Genomic DNA, 17,935 nt, shown 5'->3' with positions numbered 1-17,935 from the left:
GCCGACGGGGCGCGCGAAATCGCCGACAGCCCGCCGACAGTCCGCCCACAGGCGCAGGTGGGACGGACGGCACGGACGGGGTGGGCAGCGGTGGCCTGCCGCCCACAAGGCGGGAGAACGGCGACAACCCGCCGACGGGGGAAGATCGGCGGGTTGTCTCGGTGCCGCAGTGGCTCGGTGCCCCGGAGCTCGGGGGCGTCAGTGGACGGAGTGCTCCTCCAGCGGGAACGTCCCGCCGACGACGTCCTCGGCGAACGCCTTCGCCGCGTCGCCCATGACGGCGCGCAGGTCGGCGTACTGCTTGACGAACTTCGGCACCTTGCCGCCGGTCAGACCGAGCATGTCGGTCCACACGAGGACCTGCGCGTCGGTCTCGGGGCCCGCGCCGATGCCGACCGTCGGGATGTGCAGGGTGCGGGTGACCTCGGCGGCGAGCTCCGCCGGGACCAGTTCGAGGACGACGGCGAAGGCGCCCGCGTCCTGGACCGCCTTGGCGTCCCGCAGCAGCTGGTGCGCGGCCTCCTCGCCGCGGCCCTGGACGCGGTAGCCCATGGAGTTCACGGACTGCGGGGTCAGGCCGATGTGCGCCATCACCGGGATGCCGGACTCCACCAGCAGCTCGATCTGGCGGTGCGAACGCTCGCCGCCCTCCAGCTTCACCGCGCCCACCCCGGCCTCCTTGACCAGGCGGGTCGCCGAGCGCAGCGCCTGCACCGGACCCTCCTGGTAGGAACCGAAGGGCAGGTCGGCGACGATCAGGGCGCGGCTGGTGCCCCGGACGACCGCGGCGGACAGCATGGTCATCTGGTCCATGGTGACCGGGACGGTCGTCTCGTAGCCCAGGTGACAGTTGCCGGCCGAGTCGCCGACGAGCATGACCGGGATGCCGGCCTCGTCGAAGACGGACGCGGTCATCGCGTCGTAGGCGGTGAGCATGGGCCACTTCTCGCCGCGCTCCTTGGCGGCGGTGATGTCGCGCACCGTGATACGGCGGGTGCTCTTGCCCCCGTACAGCGCCTTGCCGCTGCCGGTGGCCTTGAGGACACCCTCCGCAGGCTGCTCCTGGGCAGCCGAAAGCTGCGTCATCGCAACTCCTTATGTCATCTCGAGGCACCCTGACGGCGTCCCCGGATCACCTCCATGGTGGCACCTCGTGCTACGCGCGGCTAGACCGGGCCCGCCGGACCCGGTGTCGATCACGCCACTCCGCCGCACGCCCCTGCGCCGCGCCCCGTCCGCCTCCGTCCGGAGGCCCAGGTCCCTTCGTAAGTTCTGCGTAAAGCATTTCCGATACGAGACGGTGCCGTATCGAAATGCCTCTAGGGTGGTCGACATGACAACTTCCGCTCCTCCGCTCGAACGACGAGTACCCGAGGCGGTGCACCGGCGCCGCTGGGCGATCCTCGGCGTGCTGATGCTGAGCCTGCTGATCGTGGTGCTCGACAACTCCATCCTGAACGTCGCGATCAAGACGATCTCGACCCCGGCGCCCGTCGGGCTCGGGGCCACCCAGGGTGAGCTGGAGTGGGCCATCAACGCCTACACGCTCGTCTTCGCCGGTCTCCTGTTCACCGCGGGCCTCCTCGGCGACCGGCTCGGCCGCAAGAAGGTGCTGCTCGCCGGTCTCGCCGTCTTCGGCATCGGTTCCGCGCTGGCCGCCGAGTCCGGCTCGCCGGTCCAGCTCATCGTGTTCCGCGCGGTGATGGGCCTCGGCGCCGCCTTCGTGATGCCCGCCACCCTCGCCGTCCTGATGAACGTCTTCGAACGCGACGAGCAGCCCAAGGCCATCGGCATCTGGGCCGGCGGCGTCGGCCTCGCCATCGCGATCGGCCCGATCACCGGCGGCGTGCTCCTCGACCACTTCTGGTGGGGCTCGGTCTTCCTGATCAACGTGCCCATCGTGATCCTCGCGATCGGCCTGATGATCTGGCTGGTCCCCGACTCCCGCGACCCGAACCCGGGACGCCTGGACCCGGTCGGCGTGGTCCTCTCGATCATCGGCCTCGTCCTGCTGGTGTACGGCATCATCAAGGGCGGCCAGCTCGCCGACTTCACCGACGCCCGGGTCCTCGCGACCATCGGTGCCGGTGTCGCCGTCCTCGTCGGCTTCGTGCTGTTCGAGAAGCGCAGCGACCACCCGTCCATCGACGTCACCTACTTCAGGAACAAGGTCTTCTCGTCGGCGATGTCGGCCATCGCGCTGGTCTTCTTCGCGCTGATGGGCGTGACCTTCTTCTCGGTCTTCTACACCCAGAGCGTGCGGGGCTACTCGCCGCTCCAGACCGGTCTGCTGATGCTGCCGCTGGCCGCGGCCCAGCTCATCTTCGCGCCGCGCGCCCGGCTCGTCGTCGACCGCTTCGGCAACCGCGCCACCTGCACGGCGGCCATGCTGCTCATCGCCGCGACGCTGGCCGCGTTCGCCACCCTGGAGGCCGACACCCCGATCTGGCTCCTCGAGGTCATCTTCTTCCTGATGGGCACCGGCATGGCGCACATCATGACCCCGACCAGCGTCGTCATCATGCAGGCCCTGCCGCGCGAGAAGGCCGGCTCCGCGTCCGCGCTGAGCAACACCTTCCGCCAGGTCGGCGGCGCCCTCGGCATCGCGGTCCTCGGCTCCGTGCTCTCCACCGCCTACCGCAACGGCATCGAGGACAAGCTCTCCCTCGTCCCGGCCCCGCTGCGGCACACCGCGGGCGAGTCCATCGAGGCCACCCTCGGTGTCGCCGCCAAGCTGGGCCCGCAGGGCAAGGCCCTCGTCACCCCCGCGAACGACGCGTTCCTGCACGCGATGCACGTCACCGCCCTGTGCGGCGCGGGCGTCGCGGTCATCGGCGCGGTGGTCGTCGCGCTGTTCCTGCCCGGCCGCCCCGCGGCCCCGCGGGAGAGCGGCGACGAGGCCGAGCTGGTGACGGCCGACCTCGGACAGGACTGACACCGGATCACGCGACCGTGGGCACCCTCGACCGGGGTGCCCACGGCGGGCACGTCGCGCCGCTTGCCCGCCGCCGCCGTGAACGGGGGAGAATGAGACCTGGTCAACGATGGGAACGGAGTTCGACGTGAGCCTCGCGGACAGCCGAGACAGGCAGGTGTGCCCCGGCAGGGGACGTCCCCGCAGCGAGGCGGTGGAACGCGCCATCGTCGAGGGCGTGATGAAGCTCCTGGAGGACGGGGTCCCGCTCGCGGACATCTCCATCGAGCGGCTGGCGCGCACCGCCGGCGTCGGCAAGGCGACGATCTACCGCCGCTGGAGCGGCAAGGAGGAACTCTTCGTCGACGTCCTGCGCGGCGCCGAGCCCGCCGACCCCGAACTCGAGGGCGTCTGCATGCGCGACGACCTCGTCGTGCTGCTGGAGTCGCTGCGCCGGCGCGGTCTGGTCAGCCGCTCGTCGGCGATCCTGCACAACGTGTACGCGCAGATGAAGAGCAGCCCCAAGCTGTGGGCCGCGTACGAGGCCACGGTCATAGCGCCGCGCCGCCAGATGGGCTTCGAGGTGCTGCGCCGCGGACAGGAGAACGGCGAACTCCGCGACGACGTCGACATCGAACTCCTCAACGACATGTTCGTCGGCCCCATGCTCGTCCGCTCCGTCATGCGCCCCGACACCGAACTCCCGGAGGACCTCGCCGAGCGGATCGTCGATACGCTGCTGGAGGGCCTGCGCCCCGCCCGGCCGTGAAAGAACCGTTTCTGACGGGCTGAATGTGCGCGTTTCGTCACAGAGGCCGCACGTCGTGCCAGGATGAGGAACTCCGGACACGCAGTTGTACGTCCCCTTGCCTGTACGGCCGTCCCGGACGGCGAGAACCACACCGGACATCCCCTAGGGTCTTAGTCGAGGGGCAGACGGTGCGCACGGCATTTTGTGAGGCGACGGTATGGCGCAGGCGTATATGACGGAGACGGGCAGCGACGGCCGGGGGCCGGAGCGCAGAGAATCCCGGCTCCGGCGCCTGCTCGACGGCTGGCGCGGCGACCGCGGCATCTGGCGGCGCGGGCTGATCCTCGCGGCCCTCGCGCTGCTGCTCGCCCTGGTGATGCTGACGCACGCGCGGATCCCGAACCGGATCGGCAACCTCGGCAGTCTCACCGAGACGTTCCTGCCGTGGCTCGGGGTGTTCATCCCGGTCCTGCTGGTCCTCGGCTTCGTACGGAAGTCCGCCACCGCCCTGATCGCCGTGGTGCTGGCCGGCGCGGTCTGGCTGAACCTCTTCGGCGGGCTGCTCACCGACAAGACCGGCGCGGGCGGCGATCTGACCGTCGCCACCCACAACGTCAACGCCGACAACCCGGACCCGTCCGGGACCGCCCGGGACGTGGCCGCCTCCGGCGCCGACGTGCTCGCCCTGGAGGAGCTGACGGCGTCGGCGGTGCCCGTGTACGAGACGGCGCTCGCGTCGACGTACAAGTACCACTCGGTGCAGGGCACCGTCGGACTGTGGAGCAAGTACCCGCTCGACGACGTCCGGCCCGTGGACATCAAGCTGGGCTGGACGCGCGCCATGCGGGCGACCGTGACGGCTCCGGCCGGCCGGGTCGCGGTGTACGTGGCCCATCTGCCCTCGGTGCGGGTGAAGATGAAGGCCGGGTTCACCGCCCGGCAGCGCGACAAGAGCGCCAACGCGCTGGGCGAGGCCATCGCCGACGACTCGCTGCAGCGGGTCGTCCTGCTCGGTGACCTCAACGGCACGATGAACGACCGGGCGTTGAACGCGGTCACCGCGCAGATGCGGTCCACGCAGGGCGCGGCGGGCAGCGGCTTCGGGTTCAGCTGGCCGGCCTCCTTCCCGATGGCCCGGATCGACCAGATCATGGTCAAGGGCATCGAGCCGGTGAGCTCCTGGACCCTGCCCGAGACCGGCAGCGACCACCTCCCGATCGCGGCCCGCGTCAAGATGGACGCCACGGCCTCTTAACCCGGCCGGAATCGCCTTTCAACCTCCTGGAACACTGGGCACGGGAGACTTTGTTCACCGGCTAAACTTAATAGCCGGTGTTCCACCGACCGCGTCCCGCGCACATCGCCGTGCGCGGACGCGCCTGTACCCGCGCGACCTCCCGCAGACCGCCGCGCCCGTACGGAGTCCCGCTCGCCCCAGCTCCTTGGAAAGGCACCTCATGCCTCTGGCCCTGCTCGCCCTCGCCGTGGGCGCCTTCGGCATCGGCACCACCGAGTTCGCCATGATGGGCCTGCTGCCCGACGTCGCGGGCGACCTGCGCATATCCATCCCCGCCGCCGGACACCTGGTCTCCGCCTACGCGCTCGGCGTCGTCGTCGGTGCCCCGCTGCTCGCCGCGGCCACCGCCCGGATGCCCCGCCGCACGGTCCTGATCGCCCTGATGGGCCTCTTCGTCGCCGGCAACGCGCTCTCCGCGCTCGCCCCCGACGAGAACTGGCTGCTCGCCGCCCGCTTCCTCAGCGGTCTGCCGCACGGCGCCTTCTTCGGCGTCGGCGCCGTCGTCGCCACCGGCCTCGTCACACCCGAGCGCAAGGCCCGCTCCGTCTCGCTGATGTTCCTCGGCCTGACCGTCGCGAACATCGCCGGAGTCCCGGCCGCCACCCTCGTCGGGCAGCACCTGGGCTGGCGGGCCACCTTCCTCGGAGTGAGCGCGATCGGCCTGGCCGCCATCGCCTCGCTGTACCTGCTGATCCCGCGGACTCCCGGCCACACCCCCGGCGGCGGTCTGCGCGGCGAACTCGCCGCCCTGCGCCCGCTGCCCGTCTGGCTCGCCCTCGGCACGACGGTCGCCGGCTTCGCGGCCCTGTTCTCCGCGTACAGCTACATCACGCCCATGCTCACCGACGCCGCCGGGTTCGCCGAGGGCAGTGTCACGCTGCTGCTGGCACTGTTCGGGGTCGGCGCCACGGCCGGCAACCTGCTCGGCGGGCGGCTCGCGGACCACGCGATGCGCCGCACCCTCTTCGGCGGCCTCGCCTCGCTGGTGGCCGTGCTGGCCGCCTTCCCGCTGCTGATGCGGACCGAGTGGAGCGCCGCCCTGGCGGTGGTACTGCTGGGCACGGCCGCCTTCGTCACCGGCTCGCCCCTCCAGCTCATGGTGATGGAGAAGGCCGCCGCCGCGCCCTCCCTCGCGTCCTCCGCCAACCAGGCCGCCTTCAACCTCGCCAACGCCGGCGGCGCGTGGATCGGCGGGCTCGCCCTGGCGGCGGGCTTCGGCGTGACGGCACCGGCGACCGCCGGAGCGGGGCTCGCGGTCCTGGGGATCGGGGTGGCGGGCGCGGCGTACGCGGTCGACCGGCGCCGCGCCAAGCGCCCGGCCGGGCCCGCGCGAGTGATCGCCACGCACGTGCCCGACCGTCAGGAGGCCCTGAGCCGCTGACGCCTCGGTCCCGGCGTCTCGGGGAGGCTCCGGGCTCCCGAAGGGATCCGCCCCTCAGGGAAGCCCCGGGCCTCCGGCGGGTCTTCGGGCTCCGTGAAGTCCCGGGCCTCCGGCGGGTGTTCGGGCCCCGGTGAACCCCCGGGCCTGCGTGAAGTCCCGGACCTCCGGGAGGTCTTCGGGTTCCGGGAATTCCCGGGTTCCTGAAGTCCCGGCCCCTGGAAGGCCTAAGCCCTCGTGAAGCCCCAAGCCCCCCTGAACTCCTAGGCCTTCGGCAGGTCTTCTGTCTCCGGGAGGTCGAAGCGGGACAGGTCGCGGAGCCAGGTGCGGGCCGAACTGTCGGACGGCGCACGCCAGTCGCCGCGCGGCGAGAGCGAACCGCCGGCCGAGACCTTCGGCCCGTTGGGCATGGCCGAGCGCTTGAACTGCGCGAACCCGAAGAAGCGGCGGCAGAACACCTCCAGCCAGCGCCGGATCTCGGGCAGGTCGTACGCGCCGCGCTCGGCCACGGGGAAGCCGGGAGGCCAGGCACCCGTGTCCGGGTCGTGCCACGCGTGCCACGCGAGGAAGGCGATCTTCGACGGCCGGAAGCCGTAGCGCAGCACGTAGAAGAGGGTGAAGTCGTGCAGGGCGTACGGGCCGATCTTCGACTCGGTGGACTGCATCTCCTCGCCCGGCACCAGCTCGGGGCTGATCTCCGTGTCGAGGATCGCGGCGAGCGTCCGGTCGGTGTCCGCGCCGAACTGGTGGCTGCCGATGACCCAGCGGATCAGATGCTGGATCAGCGTCTTCGGGACACCCGAGTTGACGTTGTAGTGGCTCATCTGGTCGCCGACGCCGTACGTGGACCAGCCGAGCGCCAGTTCCGAGAGGTCGCCGGTGCCGAGCACGATGCCATTGCGCTGGTTCGCGAGCCGGAAGAGGTAGTCGGTGCGCAGCCCGGCCTGCACGTTCTCGAAGGTGACGTCGTACACGGGCTCACCGGAGGCGAAGGGGTGGTCCATCTCCTGGAGCATCAGCCGGGCGGTCGGCGTGATGTCCAGCTCGGCCGCGGTGACACCGAGGGAACGCATCAGCTCGTGCGCGTTGCCCTTGGTGTGGTCGCTGGTGGCGAAGCCGGGCAGGGTGAAGGCGAGGATGTCGCTGCGCGGCCGGCCCGCCCGGTCCATCGCTCGGGCCGCGACGATCAGCGCGTGCGTGGAGTCGAGCCCGCCGGACACCCCGATGACCACCTTCGGGCCGCCGATCGCCGCGAGCCGCTGCTGGAGCCCCGCGACCTGGATGTTGTAGGCCTCGTAACAGTCCTGGGCCAGCCGGTCGGGGTCCGCCGGCACGAACGGGAAGCGCTCGATGCGGCGCCGCAGGCCCAGATCGCCGGACGGCGGGTCGAGCCGGAACGACAGGGTCCGGAAATCGGCGGTGCGGGCGGTGTGGGTGCGCCGGTTGTCGTCGAAACTGCCGGTCCGGCTCCGCTCCTGCCGCAGCAGGTCGAGATCGACGTCCGCCACGGCGAACTGGTCGTCGAGCGGGAAGCGGTCGGACTCGGCCAGCAGCGCCCCGTTCTCGTAGATCATGGTCTGGCCGTCCCAGGACAGGTCGGTGGTCGACTCGCCCAGTCCGGCCGCCGCGTAGACGTACGCGGCGATGCAGCGTGAGGACGCCGAACGGCACATCAGCTTGCGGTCCTCGGCCCGGCCGACGGTGATCGGGCTGCCGGAGAGGTTGGCGAGGACGGTGGCGCCCGCCAGGGCCGCCTCGGCGCTCGGCGGCACCGGCACCCACATGTCCTCGCAGATCTCCGCGTGCAGCACCAGACCCGGTACGTCCTCGGCGGCGAACAGCAGGTCCACCCCGAACGGCACGGACTCGCCGCCGACCCGGATCGTGCCGCCGCGCTCGTCGTCGCCCGCGGCGATCTGGCGGCGCTCGTAGAACTCCCGGTAGTTCGGCGGGTACGACTTGGGCACGACACCGAGGACCCGGCCGCGATGCACGACCACCGCGCAGTTGTAGACCCGGTTGCGGTGGCGCAGCGGGGCGCCGACGACCAGGACGGGCAGGAGCTGCGCCGACCCCGTCACCACCGCCCGGAGCGCATCCTCGACCTGGTCGAGCAGCGCGTCCTGGAGCAGCAGGTCCTCGATCGAGTAGCCGCACAGGCCCATCTCGGGGAAGACGGCGACGGCGACGCCCTCGTCGGCGCACGCGCGCGCCTGGTGCAGGACGGCGTCGGCGTTGGCGTGCGGGTCCGCGATGACGGTGTGACCCGTGCAGGCGGCGACGCGCGCGAAGCCGTGCTGGTAAAGGGACCGGAAGTTCAGAGGAGGCACGCGGCCCAGTGTAATCGTCAGAGCGACGCGATGGGGGGTGCGGGGTGTGCGGGGCGGCCCCCGCCAACGAGCGACGCGCCCGCCTCTCCCAGGGAGAGACGGGCGCGTCGTCGGTGAACGCCGGTCAGCGACGGCTGAACGACTCGACGTAGCCCGGGGCGGGCGAGCCCACACCGGTGACGTCGTCGTAGCCCTTCACGGCCTTCAGCGAGCTGTCCTGGCCGAGGCTGCGGACCGAGGTGGCCACACCGTCGGCCGCGTCGAAGCCGTTGACGAAGTCGACACGGGCCACGGCGTACTGCTTGCCGCCGGGCGTGTCGGTCACGTCGTGGTACGCCTTCGAACCGGCCTTGGCGTAGATCGACGGGTTGGCGAAACCGATCGCCTTGCCGCCGCGCGCCTCCTGGGCGAGCGCCTGGACCGCCGCGATCACCGGAGCGGCCAGCGAGGTGCCGCCGATGCGGTACTCGCTGTACTGCTCGGTCCCGTCCGGGAAGGTCTGCGTCTGGCCGACCTTGAAACCGGTGTTGGGGTCGGCGATCGCCGCGATGTCCGGGACGACCCGGTTGCCCGCCGCGTTGTTGGCCTTGGCCAGCGCGTTCGGGACGACGCCCTTCTGGTAGTAGGGCTGCGCCACGGTCTTGCTGGTACCGCCGCCCGCACCCGAGGTGAACGCGCCCGGGAACCCGGTCCAGCTCTTGCCGTCCTCGGACAGCGTGGCCTTCTCGGTGCCCCAGCCGGTCTCGAACAGGTACTTGTCACCCTTGCCGACCGCCAGCGAGGTACCGCCGACCGCCGTCACCCACGCCGAGTTGGCCGGGGTGTCGACCTGCTTCGTACCGGTGTTGGCGACCTCGTCGCCGTTGTCACCGGAGGAGAAGTAGAAGCCGATGCCCTCGACCGCGCCGAACTGGAACGTCTGGTCGTAGGCCGCGGCCAGGTCCGGGGTCTGGTTGGCCTCGATGTCGCCCCACGAGTTGGAGACGATGTCGGCCAGGTGCCCGTCGACGATCTTGTTGAGCGAGTCGAGCAGATCGTCGTCGTAGCAGGAGGCGGCACCCACGTACGTGATGCTCGCGCCCGGCGCGACGGCGTGCACGGCCTCGACGTCGAGGGTCTCCTCGCCGTACCAGCCCGCCGCTCCGCACTCCTCGGTCTTCGTGTACGTCTTGGGCAGCACCTGACGGAGCTGACCGCTGGAGTACTTCGCGTCACCGTGCTTGCCGGCGTAGGTGGCCGCGTCGAAGGCGATGGTCGGCGAGGCGTACGCGTCGGTGATGGCGACGCGCACGTTCTTGCCGGTGCGCTTGCCCGCCCCGTACGCCGCGCGGAGCTGCTTGCCGTTGTAGCCCTGGACCGCGTAGGGGATCTTCGATCCGTAAGCGGAGGGCAGGGTGCTCGCGGTCTTCGAGCCGTAGTACGAGGAGAACGGCCCGGAGTTCTTGAACACCGCGTCCGGAGGCGGCAGTTGATCGGCGTGCTGCGCCTTGTGCGGAGCGTTGTCCAGGCCGGTGACGGTCAGGACGGCGCCGTTCAGGGCGGCGGGCGCGGAAGCCGTCTTCGACGGCGCCCGGTAGACCTTCTTGCCCTTGGTGTAGTTGTGGAGCTGGGTGCCGAACGCCTTCTCGGCGGCGGCCACGTCACCGGTGACGGAGACGTAGTGCTGCGACGTTCCGGTGACCTTCAGGCCCGCCGACTTCAGCCAGGTGGTCACCGCGGTGACCTGGGCCTTGGTGGCACCGAAACGCGTCTGCGCCTTCTTGGCGCTGAGGTACTTCCCGTACGAAGCCGAGTGCGGGTCGGACACGGCCCTGGCGTACGCCGCCAGGCCCTTGGCGTCCCGTCCGGCGAAGTACACCCGGGCCGAGACCTGGGAGCCGTCGGAAGCCGCTCCCTTGTCCGCGTGGGCCGTGGCCCACGCGGGCTTGGTGCCCGCGAGCGTGACTCGGCTCGGGCCGTCCGCGGCGGACGCCGCGGGTATGCCGAGCGCCAGCGCGCCGGCGAGCAGGGGCAGGGTCGCCGCCAGGCTCACTCCGGCGCGCGCGGTGGCGCGGTTGGATCTCATAGAACCCCCTGCGATGCGATTCGTCGCATGTAGTGGTTGCGGTGATCCACGCGAAAGCCCCACGTCCTGTCGGAGCGTGAGGAATGGATCACAGATGGGGGCCACTCTTACGGTGAACCGTTCATGCCAGGGGAATGAACAACCCAAGGAAAGACCAAGTGGCGGCAATTGGCGATCATTTGGGGTGGTTTGATGTACACCCTCGCTCGGATTCGAGGGTTTTCCCTCTGTCGTGATCCGAACTCTGTAAAGAGGCAGCCGAGTTCTGTAAGCGGATCGAGTCCCGCGCCACGGGAACGGTGGCGGCGACGGAGTCGGGAAGAGAAGCGGAACGAGTCCCGGAACGGGTCGGGGAACAGAAACGGAACCGGTCCGGAATCGGAAGCGGAACGGGTCCCGGGCATCGCCCCGGACCCGTTCCGTACTCCCGTGCTGTCCCGCACCCTCGCCCGGCAGGCAGGCCCTAGTCGCGGGCCTTCGCGCCCCGGGCCTTCAGCATGTCGGCCATCAGCTTGATCTCCGACTGCTGGGCGTCGACCATGCCCTGCGCGAGCCGCTTCTCCACGCCGACCGCGCACTTGGCGACACAGCCCTCGGCCATGTGGATACCGCCCTTGTGGTGGTCGGTCATGAGCTGGAGGTAGAAGACCTCGGCCTGCTTCCCGTCGAGCGTGCCGAGCCGCTTCATCTCGGTGTTCGTGGCCATGCCCGGCATCAGCGAGCCGTCCTTGCCGGACGCCATGTCACCCATGCCCATCCAGGTCATCGGCGCGTCCGAGGACACCTTCGGCAGCTCCCACAGGTCGAGCCAGCCGAGCAGCATGCCCCGCTGGTTGGCCTGCGTCTGCGCGATGTCGTACGCGAGGCGCCGTACCTCCGTGTCCTTGGTGCGGTCCCGCACGATGTAGGACATCTCGACGGCCTGCTGATGGTGGACCGCCATGTCCCGGGCGAAGCCCGCGTCCGCGGAGTCCGCGGCGGGCGCCCGCGTCCCGGAGCCGTCGCCGCTGTCGCCGCCGTCGGCGACCGCGTACGTGATCGCCCCGGCCGCGACGAGAACGGTCGCCGCGGCCCCCGCGATCCACCCGACGTGCCTCACCGGGACAGGCCGTTGGTGCACGCGGCGCCCGGCTCGGGCGTCTGCTTGCCCTGTACGAACTCGGAGAGGAACGCGTCGACGTTCTTGTCCTTCGCGCCGGTCACCGAGCGCTGCTTGCCCCAGGCGCTCAGCATGATCGGGTCCTTCTGGTCGTCGACCGGGCTCATCAGCGTGTACGGGGTCTTCCCGACCTTGGCCGCGAGCGCCTTCACATCGGCCTCGGACGCCTTGCTGTTGTACGTCACCCACACCGCGCCGTGCTCCAGGGAGTGCACGGCGTTCATCGGGTTCACGGCCTTGGTGTAGACGTCGCCGTTGCAGTTCATCCAGACCTGGTTGTGGTCACCGCCGACCGGCGGCTCCATCGGGTACGACACGGTCTTGGTGACGTGGTTGCGCGACAGGGTGCCCTTCCAGGTCTTCACCCCGTCCGCGCCCGTGACGAAGTGCCCGGACGCCTGCTTCGCGTCGCTCGCGGTGTCCTTCTTGCCGTCGTCCGACTGCGACCGGACGAGCACGACAGTGCCGGCGACGAGGCCGGCGACGACGACCGTGCTCGCCGCGATCACGAGGAACCGGTTGCGCCGCTCGCGGGCGCGCTCGGCGCGGCGCAGCTCCTCGATGCGGGCCTGGCGCGATCCGGTGCTGGTGTTCTTGGCGGAACCCATGGTGAGTCCTTATGAGGATGGGACGGTCGAGTGCGCCGATCGTAATGGGGCACCGAGGGGCACCGGCAAGGAGGGCACGGGATTGGCCCGGGGAGTGCACGGGATTGGCCGAAGACGAGGGCGGGGAGGCGGGGCCGGTATCGGGCCGGGTCGGTCGGTGGGGAAGCCGGGGCCGGGTCGGTCGGTGGGGAAGCCGGGGCCGGGTCGGTCGGTGGGGAAGCCGGGGCCGGGTCGGTCGGTGGGGAAGCCGGGCAGGACGTGCCCGGGAAGAAAATTTGAACCGGAGATGCGCATTACCTACTCTGGCGGGTATGCGGTTGCTGCGCTCCACCGACCTGGCCCTTCGCGTCCTGATGCGACTGGCCGTCGCCGACGGCTCGACGCCCACCACGCGCGAGGTCGCGGACGACATGCGGGTCCCCTACACGCACGCCGCCAAGGTGGTCGCCGAACTCCAGCACCTCGGACTGCTCGACGCCCGGCGCGGCAGGGGAGGCGGTCTCACGCTCACGGAGAAGGGGCGCGGGGAGTCCGTCGGCGCGATCGTGCGCACCTTCGAGGGGGACGGCGACGTCGTCGAGTGCGAGGGCGACACGCCCTGCCCGCTCGTCTCGGCGTGCCGGCTGCGGGGCGCCCTGCGGCGGGCCCAGGAGGCCTTCTACGCCTCGCTGGACCCGCTCACGATCGCCGACGTCGTCGCCGAGCCGACGGGGCCGGTGCTGCTGGCCCTCACCCGAAGGCCGTAGCGGACGGGCCGGCTCCCGGCCGCCGCGGGCCAGGTCCTAGCCCCGGGCGAGCCAGAGGTCCGGGCCGAACACCTCGTAGTGGATGTCGGACGCGGGCACGCCCTTGCCGAGGAGCTGGGTCCGTACCGCCCGCATGAAGGGCAGCGGACCGCACAGGTAGGCGTGCGTGCCCGGTCGCACGGTCACTCCGGAGAGGTCGACCAGACCGGTCCGCTCGGCGGGGTGGCCCGGCTCGGGCCGCTCGTACCAGAAGTGCGTCTCCGCGTCGGCGAGCTTGCCCGCGAACGCCTCGTGGTCGGCGCGCAGCGCGTGCTCGGCGGGGGAGCGGTCGGCGTGCACGACGGTGACGGGGGCCTTGTGGCCGGAGATCGCGAGCTGCTCCAGCATGGCGATCATCGGGGTGACGCCGATGCCCGCCGAGGCGAGGAGCAGGGGCGCGTCCGTGTCGTCGAGCACCAGGTCGCCGTACGGCGCGGAGACCTGAAGGACGCTGCCCACGCGGACCTGGGCGTGCAGATGGCCGGAGACCTCGCCCTCGGGGCTCGGCGCGCCGTTCTCGTCGGCGCGCACCCGCTTGACGCTGATCCGGCGCACCGGTGAGCCGGGCGCGCCGGAGAGGCTGTACTGGCGGATCTGGCGGGCGCCGTCCGGGAGTTCGACGCCGACGGAGACGTACTGGCCCGCGCGGAAGTCCGGCAGGGCCGCGCCGTCGGCCGGGCGGATCCGGAAGGTGGCGACGTCGGCGGTCTCCTCGACGCGCTCGGTGACCACCCAGGGGCGCGGGGTGCCGTCGTCCGCGTTCTCGTCGTACAGGCGCCTCTCGATGGCGACGAGGGCGTTCGCCATGAGCCAGTAGACCTCGTCCCAGGCGGCGGCGACCTCGGCGGTGACGGCGTCGCCGAGAACCTCGACGATGGCGGCGAAGAGGTGCTCGTGCACGACCTTGTACTGCTCGGGCGCGACACCCAGGGAGGCGTGCTTGTGGGCGATGCGGCTCAGCATCGCGTCGGGCCGCTCGTCGGGGTGCTCGACCAGATGGGTGGCGAAGGCGGCTATGGATCCGGCCAGGGCCTGACGCTGGGTGCCCGCGGCCTGGTTGCCGCGGTTGAACAGGTTCCGGAGCAGCTCGGGGTGGGCGGTGAACAGCCCGGCGTAGAAGCGCTCGGTGATCTCGCCGATGGCGGCGCCGACGACGGGGAGGGTCGCGCGCACGGTGATGGCGGATTGTTCGGACAGCATCAGGACTCCTCAAAGCCGGGGCGGGAGCGGTGGGTTGCGCCGCTCCGCATGGATCGCACACTAATAAAACTTGCATCTGAGATGCAAATTAAGGCTCGGGTGACGGGTGAGTACCGGCCGGGCCTTACGGGTGGGGGTGTGAGCAGGCAGTATGTGCGGCAGAGCAGGACACCTGCCGTACGCGAGGCGTTCAGGCCGAGGTCGCCCGGCCGATCATGGTCCGCAACGCGCATGAAATGGTGTTGTGGTGGGATGCTCAGGTGCGCCGATCGTCTTCGAGGCGTGGGAGCAGGCAGCCTGACCAGCAAGGATGGGGAAGCGGAAGATGGACAAGCAGCAGGAGTTCGTGCTCCGGACGCTGGAGGAGCGTGACATCCGGTTCGTACGTCTGTGGTTCACGGACGTACTCGGCTTCCTGAAGTCGGTGGCCGTGGCCCCGGCCGAGCTGGAACAGGCCTTCGACGAGGGCATCGGCTTCGACGGCTCGGCCATCGAGGGCTTCGCCCGCGTGTACGAGTCGGACATGATCGCCAAGCCCGACCCGTCCACCTTCCAGGTGCTGCCCTGGCGCGCCGAGGCCCCCGGCACCGCCCGCATGTTCTGCGACATCCTCATGCCGGACGGCTCCCCGTCCTTCGCGGACCCGCGCTACGTCCTCAAGCGCGCCCTCGCCAAGACCTCGGACCTGGGTTTCACCTTCTACACCCACCCCGAGATCGAGTTCTTCCTGCTGAAGGACCGCCCGCTGGACGGCTCGCGGCCCACCCCGGCCGACAACTCCGGCTACTTCGACCACACCCCGCAGAACGTCGGCCAGGACTTCCGGCGCCAGGCCATCACGATGCTGGAGTCCATGGGCATCTCGGTCGAGTTCAGCCACCACGAGGGCGCCCCCGGCCAGCAGGAGATCGACCTGCGCTACGCCGACGCGCTCTCCACGGCCGACAACATCATGACCTTCCGGCTGATCATGAAGCAGGTCGCGCTGGAGCAGGGTGTCCAGGCCACCTTCATGCCGAAGCCGTTCTCGGAGTACCCGGGCAGCGGTATGCACACCCACCTCTCCCTCTTCGAGGGCGACCGCAACGCGTTCTACGAGTCCGGCGCCGAGTACCAGCTCTCCAAGGTCGGCCGCTCCTTCATCGCGGGTCTGCTCAGGCACTCCGCGGAGATCGCCGCCGTCACCAACCAGTGGGTCAACTCCTACAAGCGCATCTGGGGCGGCTCGGAGCGCACCGCGGGAGCCGGCGGCGAGGCCCCCTCGTACATCTGCTGGGGCCACAACAACCGCTCCGCCCTCGTCCGCGTACCGATGTACAAGCCCGGCAAGACCGGCTCGGCGCGGGTCGAGGTCCGCTCGATCGACTCGGGCGCGAACCCGTACCTCGCCTACGCGCTGCTCCTGGCCGCGGGCCTGAAGGGCATCGAGGAGGGGTACGAACTCCCGCCGGGCGCCGACGACGACGTCTGGGCCCTCTCCGACGGCGAGCGCCGCGCGATGGGCATCGAGCCCCTCCCGCAGAACCTCGGCGAGGCCCTGGCCCTGATGCAACGCAGCGAACTCGTCGCCGAGACCCTCGGCGAGCACGTCTTCGACTTCTTCCTGCGCAACAAGAAGGCGGAGTGGGAGGAGTACCGCAGCGAGGTCACCGCCTTCGAGCTGCGGAAGAACCTGCCGGTGCTGTAGGGGCAGGTCAGGGACGGTTTCTCCTGTCCAGCACGCGGGGCCCACGGTCATCGACCGTGGGCCCCGCGGCTGTCCTCACCACCTCTGGGCCGTCTGTGGGCCGTCCGCCCCGGAAGCGCTGCCGTCGTACAGGCTGTCCACGGCCCGCCGGGCCCGGCCTTCGCTGCTCGGCAGCAGGTGGGTGTAGACCCTGAGGGTGAAGCCGGGGTCCGTGTGACCCAGGTAGGTACTCAGCGCCTTGACGTTCTCGCCGGCGTCCAGGAGCACCGACGCGTAGAAGTGCCTCAGCGCGTGCATGCCGTGTTCGCGCGCTGCCTGGAAGCGCTCACCCGGTTCGGGGGCGGGGATGACGCCGGCCGCGACGAGCGCGGGCTTCCAATAGCGGACATTGAAGTCTGTGCGCCGGACCGCGCCGTTCCCGTCCGTGCGGAGGAACAGCAGACGCTTCGTGACAGGGGCACCGTCCGGGCGCAGCCACGGCAGGGTGACCTCCGATGGCGGCTGCGCGTCCATGTGGGCCTTGAGGCTGTGAGCGACCCGGTTCGGCAGCGGCACGTCCCGCTCCTTGCCCCGCTTGGGCGGGGCGAAGACGAGCTTTCCACCGGCGACCTTGACCTGATAGCCGATGTGCAGCCAGCCGGTGTCGAAGCGGATCTCGTCCGCGGGAAGCCCGAAGATTTCCCCTTGCCGCAGACCACAGCCAGCTCCGAGATCGACCGCCGCCTGGTATTGGCAGGGTAGTGCGGCACGCACGGCGAACGTACGCTCCGCCGTCCACGGCGTGACCCGGCGCTGATTGGGCGCCGGGGCGCGTACCGTGCTGGCCTTGCACGGATTGCGGTGCAAGTGGTCGTCCTCCACGGCCGCGGTGAATACGGCCGACACGCTCGCGTAGATGACACGGCGGTACGAGGACGCGGGTACGGCGCGCTCCAGCTCGCTGAGCCAATCGCGGATGTGCTCGGGCTTGAAGGAGCCGAGGGGCCGCGAACCCATGTAGGGAATGGCGTGGCGGCGGAGCTGCACGTCCACGGACTCGCGCGTGGTCATATCCGTTGTCTGAGCGGTAAGCCACCTCTCGGCGTACTGCCGGAAGGTGATCCGGCCGGCGTTCGGATCGATGTACCGGCCGCTGTCCATGTCCGATTCGATTTTCGTAAGCCACTTCTCGGCGAGACGCTTCTGCCCGTCGGGGAAGCTCTTGGACTTCTCGGTGCCGTCGGGTCCGATGTAGCGGGCGCGGTAACGGAGGCCAGACCCGTGGCGCTCGCTCTTCACGCGGATGGTCCGGCCAGCGGCGTTGCTCTCGGTCTTGAACCAGCGGTCTTGGATGTGGCCTGCCATGCGAGGGATTTCCCTTCGGACCGTGGGAAGGGAGGGCCACATCGTGGCCCTCCCTTGGGGTGCTGAGCTGCGCGGTTGTGACTGCGTTAGGCGGCGGCCGGGTCGACGGTTTTGCATTCGGTGACGTAGGCGCGGACGTCGGCGGGGTCGTAGCGGAGGTGCTTGCCGATGCGGAATCCGGGCGGGCCGGTGCGCTTCTTGCGCCACTGGTAGACGGTCTCTTTGGGTACCTCGAAGATCTCGGCGATGTCGTCGGGGGTGAGGTACCGGTCGGGTAAGCCGCCGCGGAGGGTGGCGCGGGGGTCGGGTTGAGCGGAACGGGTTCGGCTCATGGGGGTCCTCGGAGGTTGAGTCACGTTGGCTTGGGGGGCCTCGGACTCTGTGTGTGTCCGAGGTTCGGGTTTCTGCGTCACCCGC

The 17,935-nt window shown here is 70.5% G+C and carries 14 protein-coding genes; 6 read left to right on the top strand and 8 right to left on the bottom strand.

The window, feature by feature from the left end:
- Positions 1-198: 198 nt before the first annotated feature.
- Positions 199-1,086, bottom strand: coding sequence for a 3-methyl-2-oxobutanoate hydroxymethyltransferase (gene panB, locus ACIQ7M_RS13530; protein ID WP_386981546.1), 888 nt, complete (start codon positions 1,084-1,086; stop codon positions 199-201).
- Positions 1,087-1,333: 247 nt separating this feature from the next.
- Here panB and ACIQ7M_RS13525 point away from each other — a divergent pair, with 247 nt between their 5' ends.
- From ACIQ7M_RS13525 to ACIQ7M_RS13510, 4 genes are all read left to right on the top strand, one after another.
- Positions 1,334-2,935, top strand: a complete 1,602-nt coding sequence (locus ACIQ7M_RS13525; protein WP_355762343.1) for an MFS transporter — start codon at positions 1,334-1,336, stop codon at positions 2,933-2,935.
- A gap of 127 nt (positions 2,936-3,062) precedes the next feature.
- Positions 3,063-3,683, top strand: coding sequence for a TetR/AcrR family transcriptional regulator (locus tag ACIQ7M_RS13520; RefSeq protein WP_403643257.1), 621 nt, complete (start codon positions 3,063-3,065; stop codon positions 3,681-3,683).
- A 199-nt stretch (positions 3,684-3,882) separates the two neighbouring features.
- The gene (locus ACIQ7M_RS13515; RefSeq protein ID WP_386981552.1) at positions 3,883-4,920 is read left to right on the top strand and encodes an endonuclease/exonuclease/phosphatase family protein; all 1,038 of its coding nucleotides are present in this window, start codon (positions 3,883-3,885) and stop codon (positions 4,918-4,920) included.
- Between the two features lie 202 nt (positions 4,921-5,122).
- Positions 5,123-6,343: an MFS transporter gene (locus ACIQ7M_RS13510; protein ID WP_403643254.1), complete on the top strand. Its 1,221-nt coding sequence runs from the start codon at positions 5,123-5,125 to the stop codon at positions 6,341-6,343.
- Positions 6,344-6,603: 260 nt separating this feature from the next.
- Here ACIQ7M_RS13510 and ACIQ7M_RS13505 read toward each other — a convergent pair whose 3' ends face one another.
- The 4 genes from ACIQ7M_RS13505 to ACIQ7M_RS13490 all read right to left on the bottom strand — a co-directional run bounded on the left by ACIQ7M_RS13505 (position 6,604) and on the right by ACIQ7M_RS13490 (position 12,502).
- Positions 6,604-8,661 (bottom strand): NAD(+) synthase, encoded by a 2,058-nt coding sequence (locus ACIQ7M_RS13505; protein WP_403643543.1) that lies wholly within the window; start codon positions 8,659-8,661, stop codon positions 6,604-6,606.
- 133 nt (positions 8,662-8,794) lie between these two features.
- The gene (locus ACIQ7M_RS13500) at positions 8,795-10,735 is read right to left on the bottom strand and encodes a protease pro-enzyme activation domain-containing protein (protein ID WP_403643251.1); all 1,941 of its coding nucleotides are present in this window, start codon (positions 10,733-10,735) and stop codon (positions 8,795-8,797) included.
- Positions 10,736-11,198: 463 nt separating this feature from the next.
- Positions 11,199-11,834 carry a DUF305 domain-containing protein gene (locus tag ACIQ7M_RS13495; RefSeq protein ID WP_355768893.1) on the bottom strand — a complete coding sequence of 212 codons (636 nt, stop codon included), beginning with the start codon at positions 11,832-11,834 and terminating at the stop codon, positions 11,199-11,201.
- Entirely contained in the window at positions 11,831-12,502 is a 672-nt protein-coding gene (locus tag ACIQ7M_RS13490) for a DUF3105 domain-containing protein (RefSeq protein ID WP_403643247.1), read from the bottom strand. The genes ACIQ7M_RS13495 and ACIQ7M_RS13490 overlap by 4 nt, the downstream gene beginning before the upstream one ends.
- Before the next feature lie 311 nt (positions 12,503-12,813).
- Between ACIQ7M_RS13490 and ACIQ7M_RS13485 the strand changes: the two genes are divergently transcribed.
- Positions 12,814-13,248, top strand: coding sequence for an Rrf2 family transcriptional regulator (locus tag ACIQ7M_RS13485; protein ID WP_355768887.1), 435 nt, complete (start codon positions 12,814-12,816; stop codon positions 13,246-13,248).
- A gap of 36 nt (positions 13,249-13,284) precedes the next feature.
- Here the strand turns inward: ACIQ7M_RS13485 and ACIQ7M_RS13480 are convergent, their stop codons facing one another.
- Positions 13,285-14,487 (bottom strand): globin domain-containing protein, encoded by a 1,203-nt coding sequence (locus tag ACIQ7M_RS13480; protein WP_403643242.1) that lies wholly within the window; start codon positions 14,485-14,487, stop codon positions 13,285-13,287.
- Positions 14,488-14,812: 325 nt separating this feature from the next.
- On the opposite strand from ACIQ7M_RS13480, the gene glnA reads away from it, so the two are divergent.
- Positions 14,813-16,174 (top strand): type I glutamate--ammonia ligase, encoded by a 1,362-nt coding sequence (gene glnA, locus ACIQ7M_RS13475; protein WP_385042113.1) that lies wholly within the window; start codon positions 14,813-14,815, stop codon positions 16,172-16,174.
- Positions 16,175-16,249: 75 nt separating this feature from the next.
- On the opposite strand, the gene ACIQ7M_RS13470 is transcribed toward glnA, so the two are convergent.
- Complete coding sequence (locus ACIQ7M_RS13470) at positions 16,250-17,518, bottom strand: tyrosine-type recombinase/integrase (RefSeq protein ID WP_403643238.1); 1,269 nt, start codon at positions 17,516-17,518, stop codon at positions 16,250-16,252.
- Positions 17,519-17,604: 86 nt separating this feature from the next.
- The gene (locus ACIQ7M_RS13465; protein ID WP_403643235.1) at positions 17,605-17,850 is read right to left on the bottom strand and encodes a helix-turn-helix domain-containing protein; all 246 of its coding nucleotides are present in this window, start codon (positions 17,848-17,850) and stop codon (positions 17,605-17,607) included.
- Between the last annotated feature and the right edge of the window lie 85 nt (positions 17,851-17,935).

Source organism: Streptomyces sp. NPDC096324 (assembly GCF_044763015.1).
Taxonomy (GTDB): Bacteria; Actinomycetota; Actinomycetes; order Streptomycetales; family Streptomycetaceae; genus Streptomyces.
This window is presented reverse-complemented; position numbering and strand designations above follow the sequence as displayed.

Coding starts and splice junctions, on each gene's coding strand:
- ACIQ7M_RS13465 (WP_403643235.1), bottom strand. CDS start 17,850: ATGAGCCGAACCCGTTCCGCTCAACCCGACCCCCGCGCCACCCTCCGC.
- ACIQ7M_RS13480 (WP_403643242.1), bottom strand. CDS start 14,487: ATGCTGTCCGAACAATCCGCCATCACCGTGCGCGCGACCCTCCCCGTC.
- ACIQ7M_RS13470 (WP_403643238.1), bottom strand. CDS start 17,518: ATGGCAGGCCACATCCAAGACCGCTGGTTCAAGACCGAGAGCAACGCC.
- ACIQ7M_RS13500 (WP_403643251.1), bottom strand. CDS start 10,735: ATGAGATCCAACCGCGCCACCGCGCGCGCCGGAGTGAGCCTGGCGGCG.
- panB (WP_386981546.1), bottom strand. CDS start 1,086: ATGACGCAGCTTTCGGCTGCCCAGGAGCAGCCTGCGGAGGGTGTCCTC.
- ACIQ7M_RS13510 (WP_403643254.1), top strand. CDS start 5,123: ATGCCTCTGGCCCTGCTCGCCCTCGCCGTGGGCGCCTTCGGCATCGGC.
- ACIQ7M_RS13515 (WP_386981552.1), top strand. CDS start 3,883: ATGGCGCAGGCGTATATGACGGAGACGGGCAGCGACGGCCGGGGGCCG.
- ACIQ7M_RS13490 (WP_403643247.1), bottom strand. CDS start 12,502: ATGGGTTCCGCCAAGAACACCAGCACCGGATCGCGCCAGGCCCGCATC.
- glnA (WP_385042113.1), top strand. CDS start 14,813: ATGGACAAGCAGCAGGAGTTCGTGCTCCGGACGCTGGAGGAGCGTGAC.
- ACIQ7M_RS13485 (WP_355768887.1), top strand. CDS start 12,814: ATGCGGTTGCTGCGCTCCACCGACCTGGCCCTTCGCGTCCTGATGCGA.
- ACIQ7M_RS13525 (WP_355762343.1), top strand. CDS start 1,334: ATGACAACTTCCGCTCCTCCGCTCGAACGACGAGTACCCGAGGCGGTG.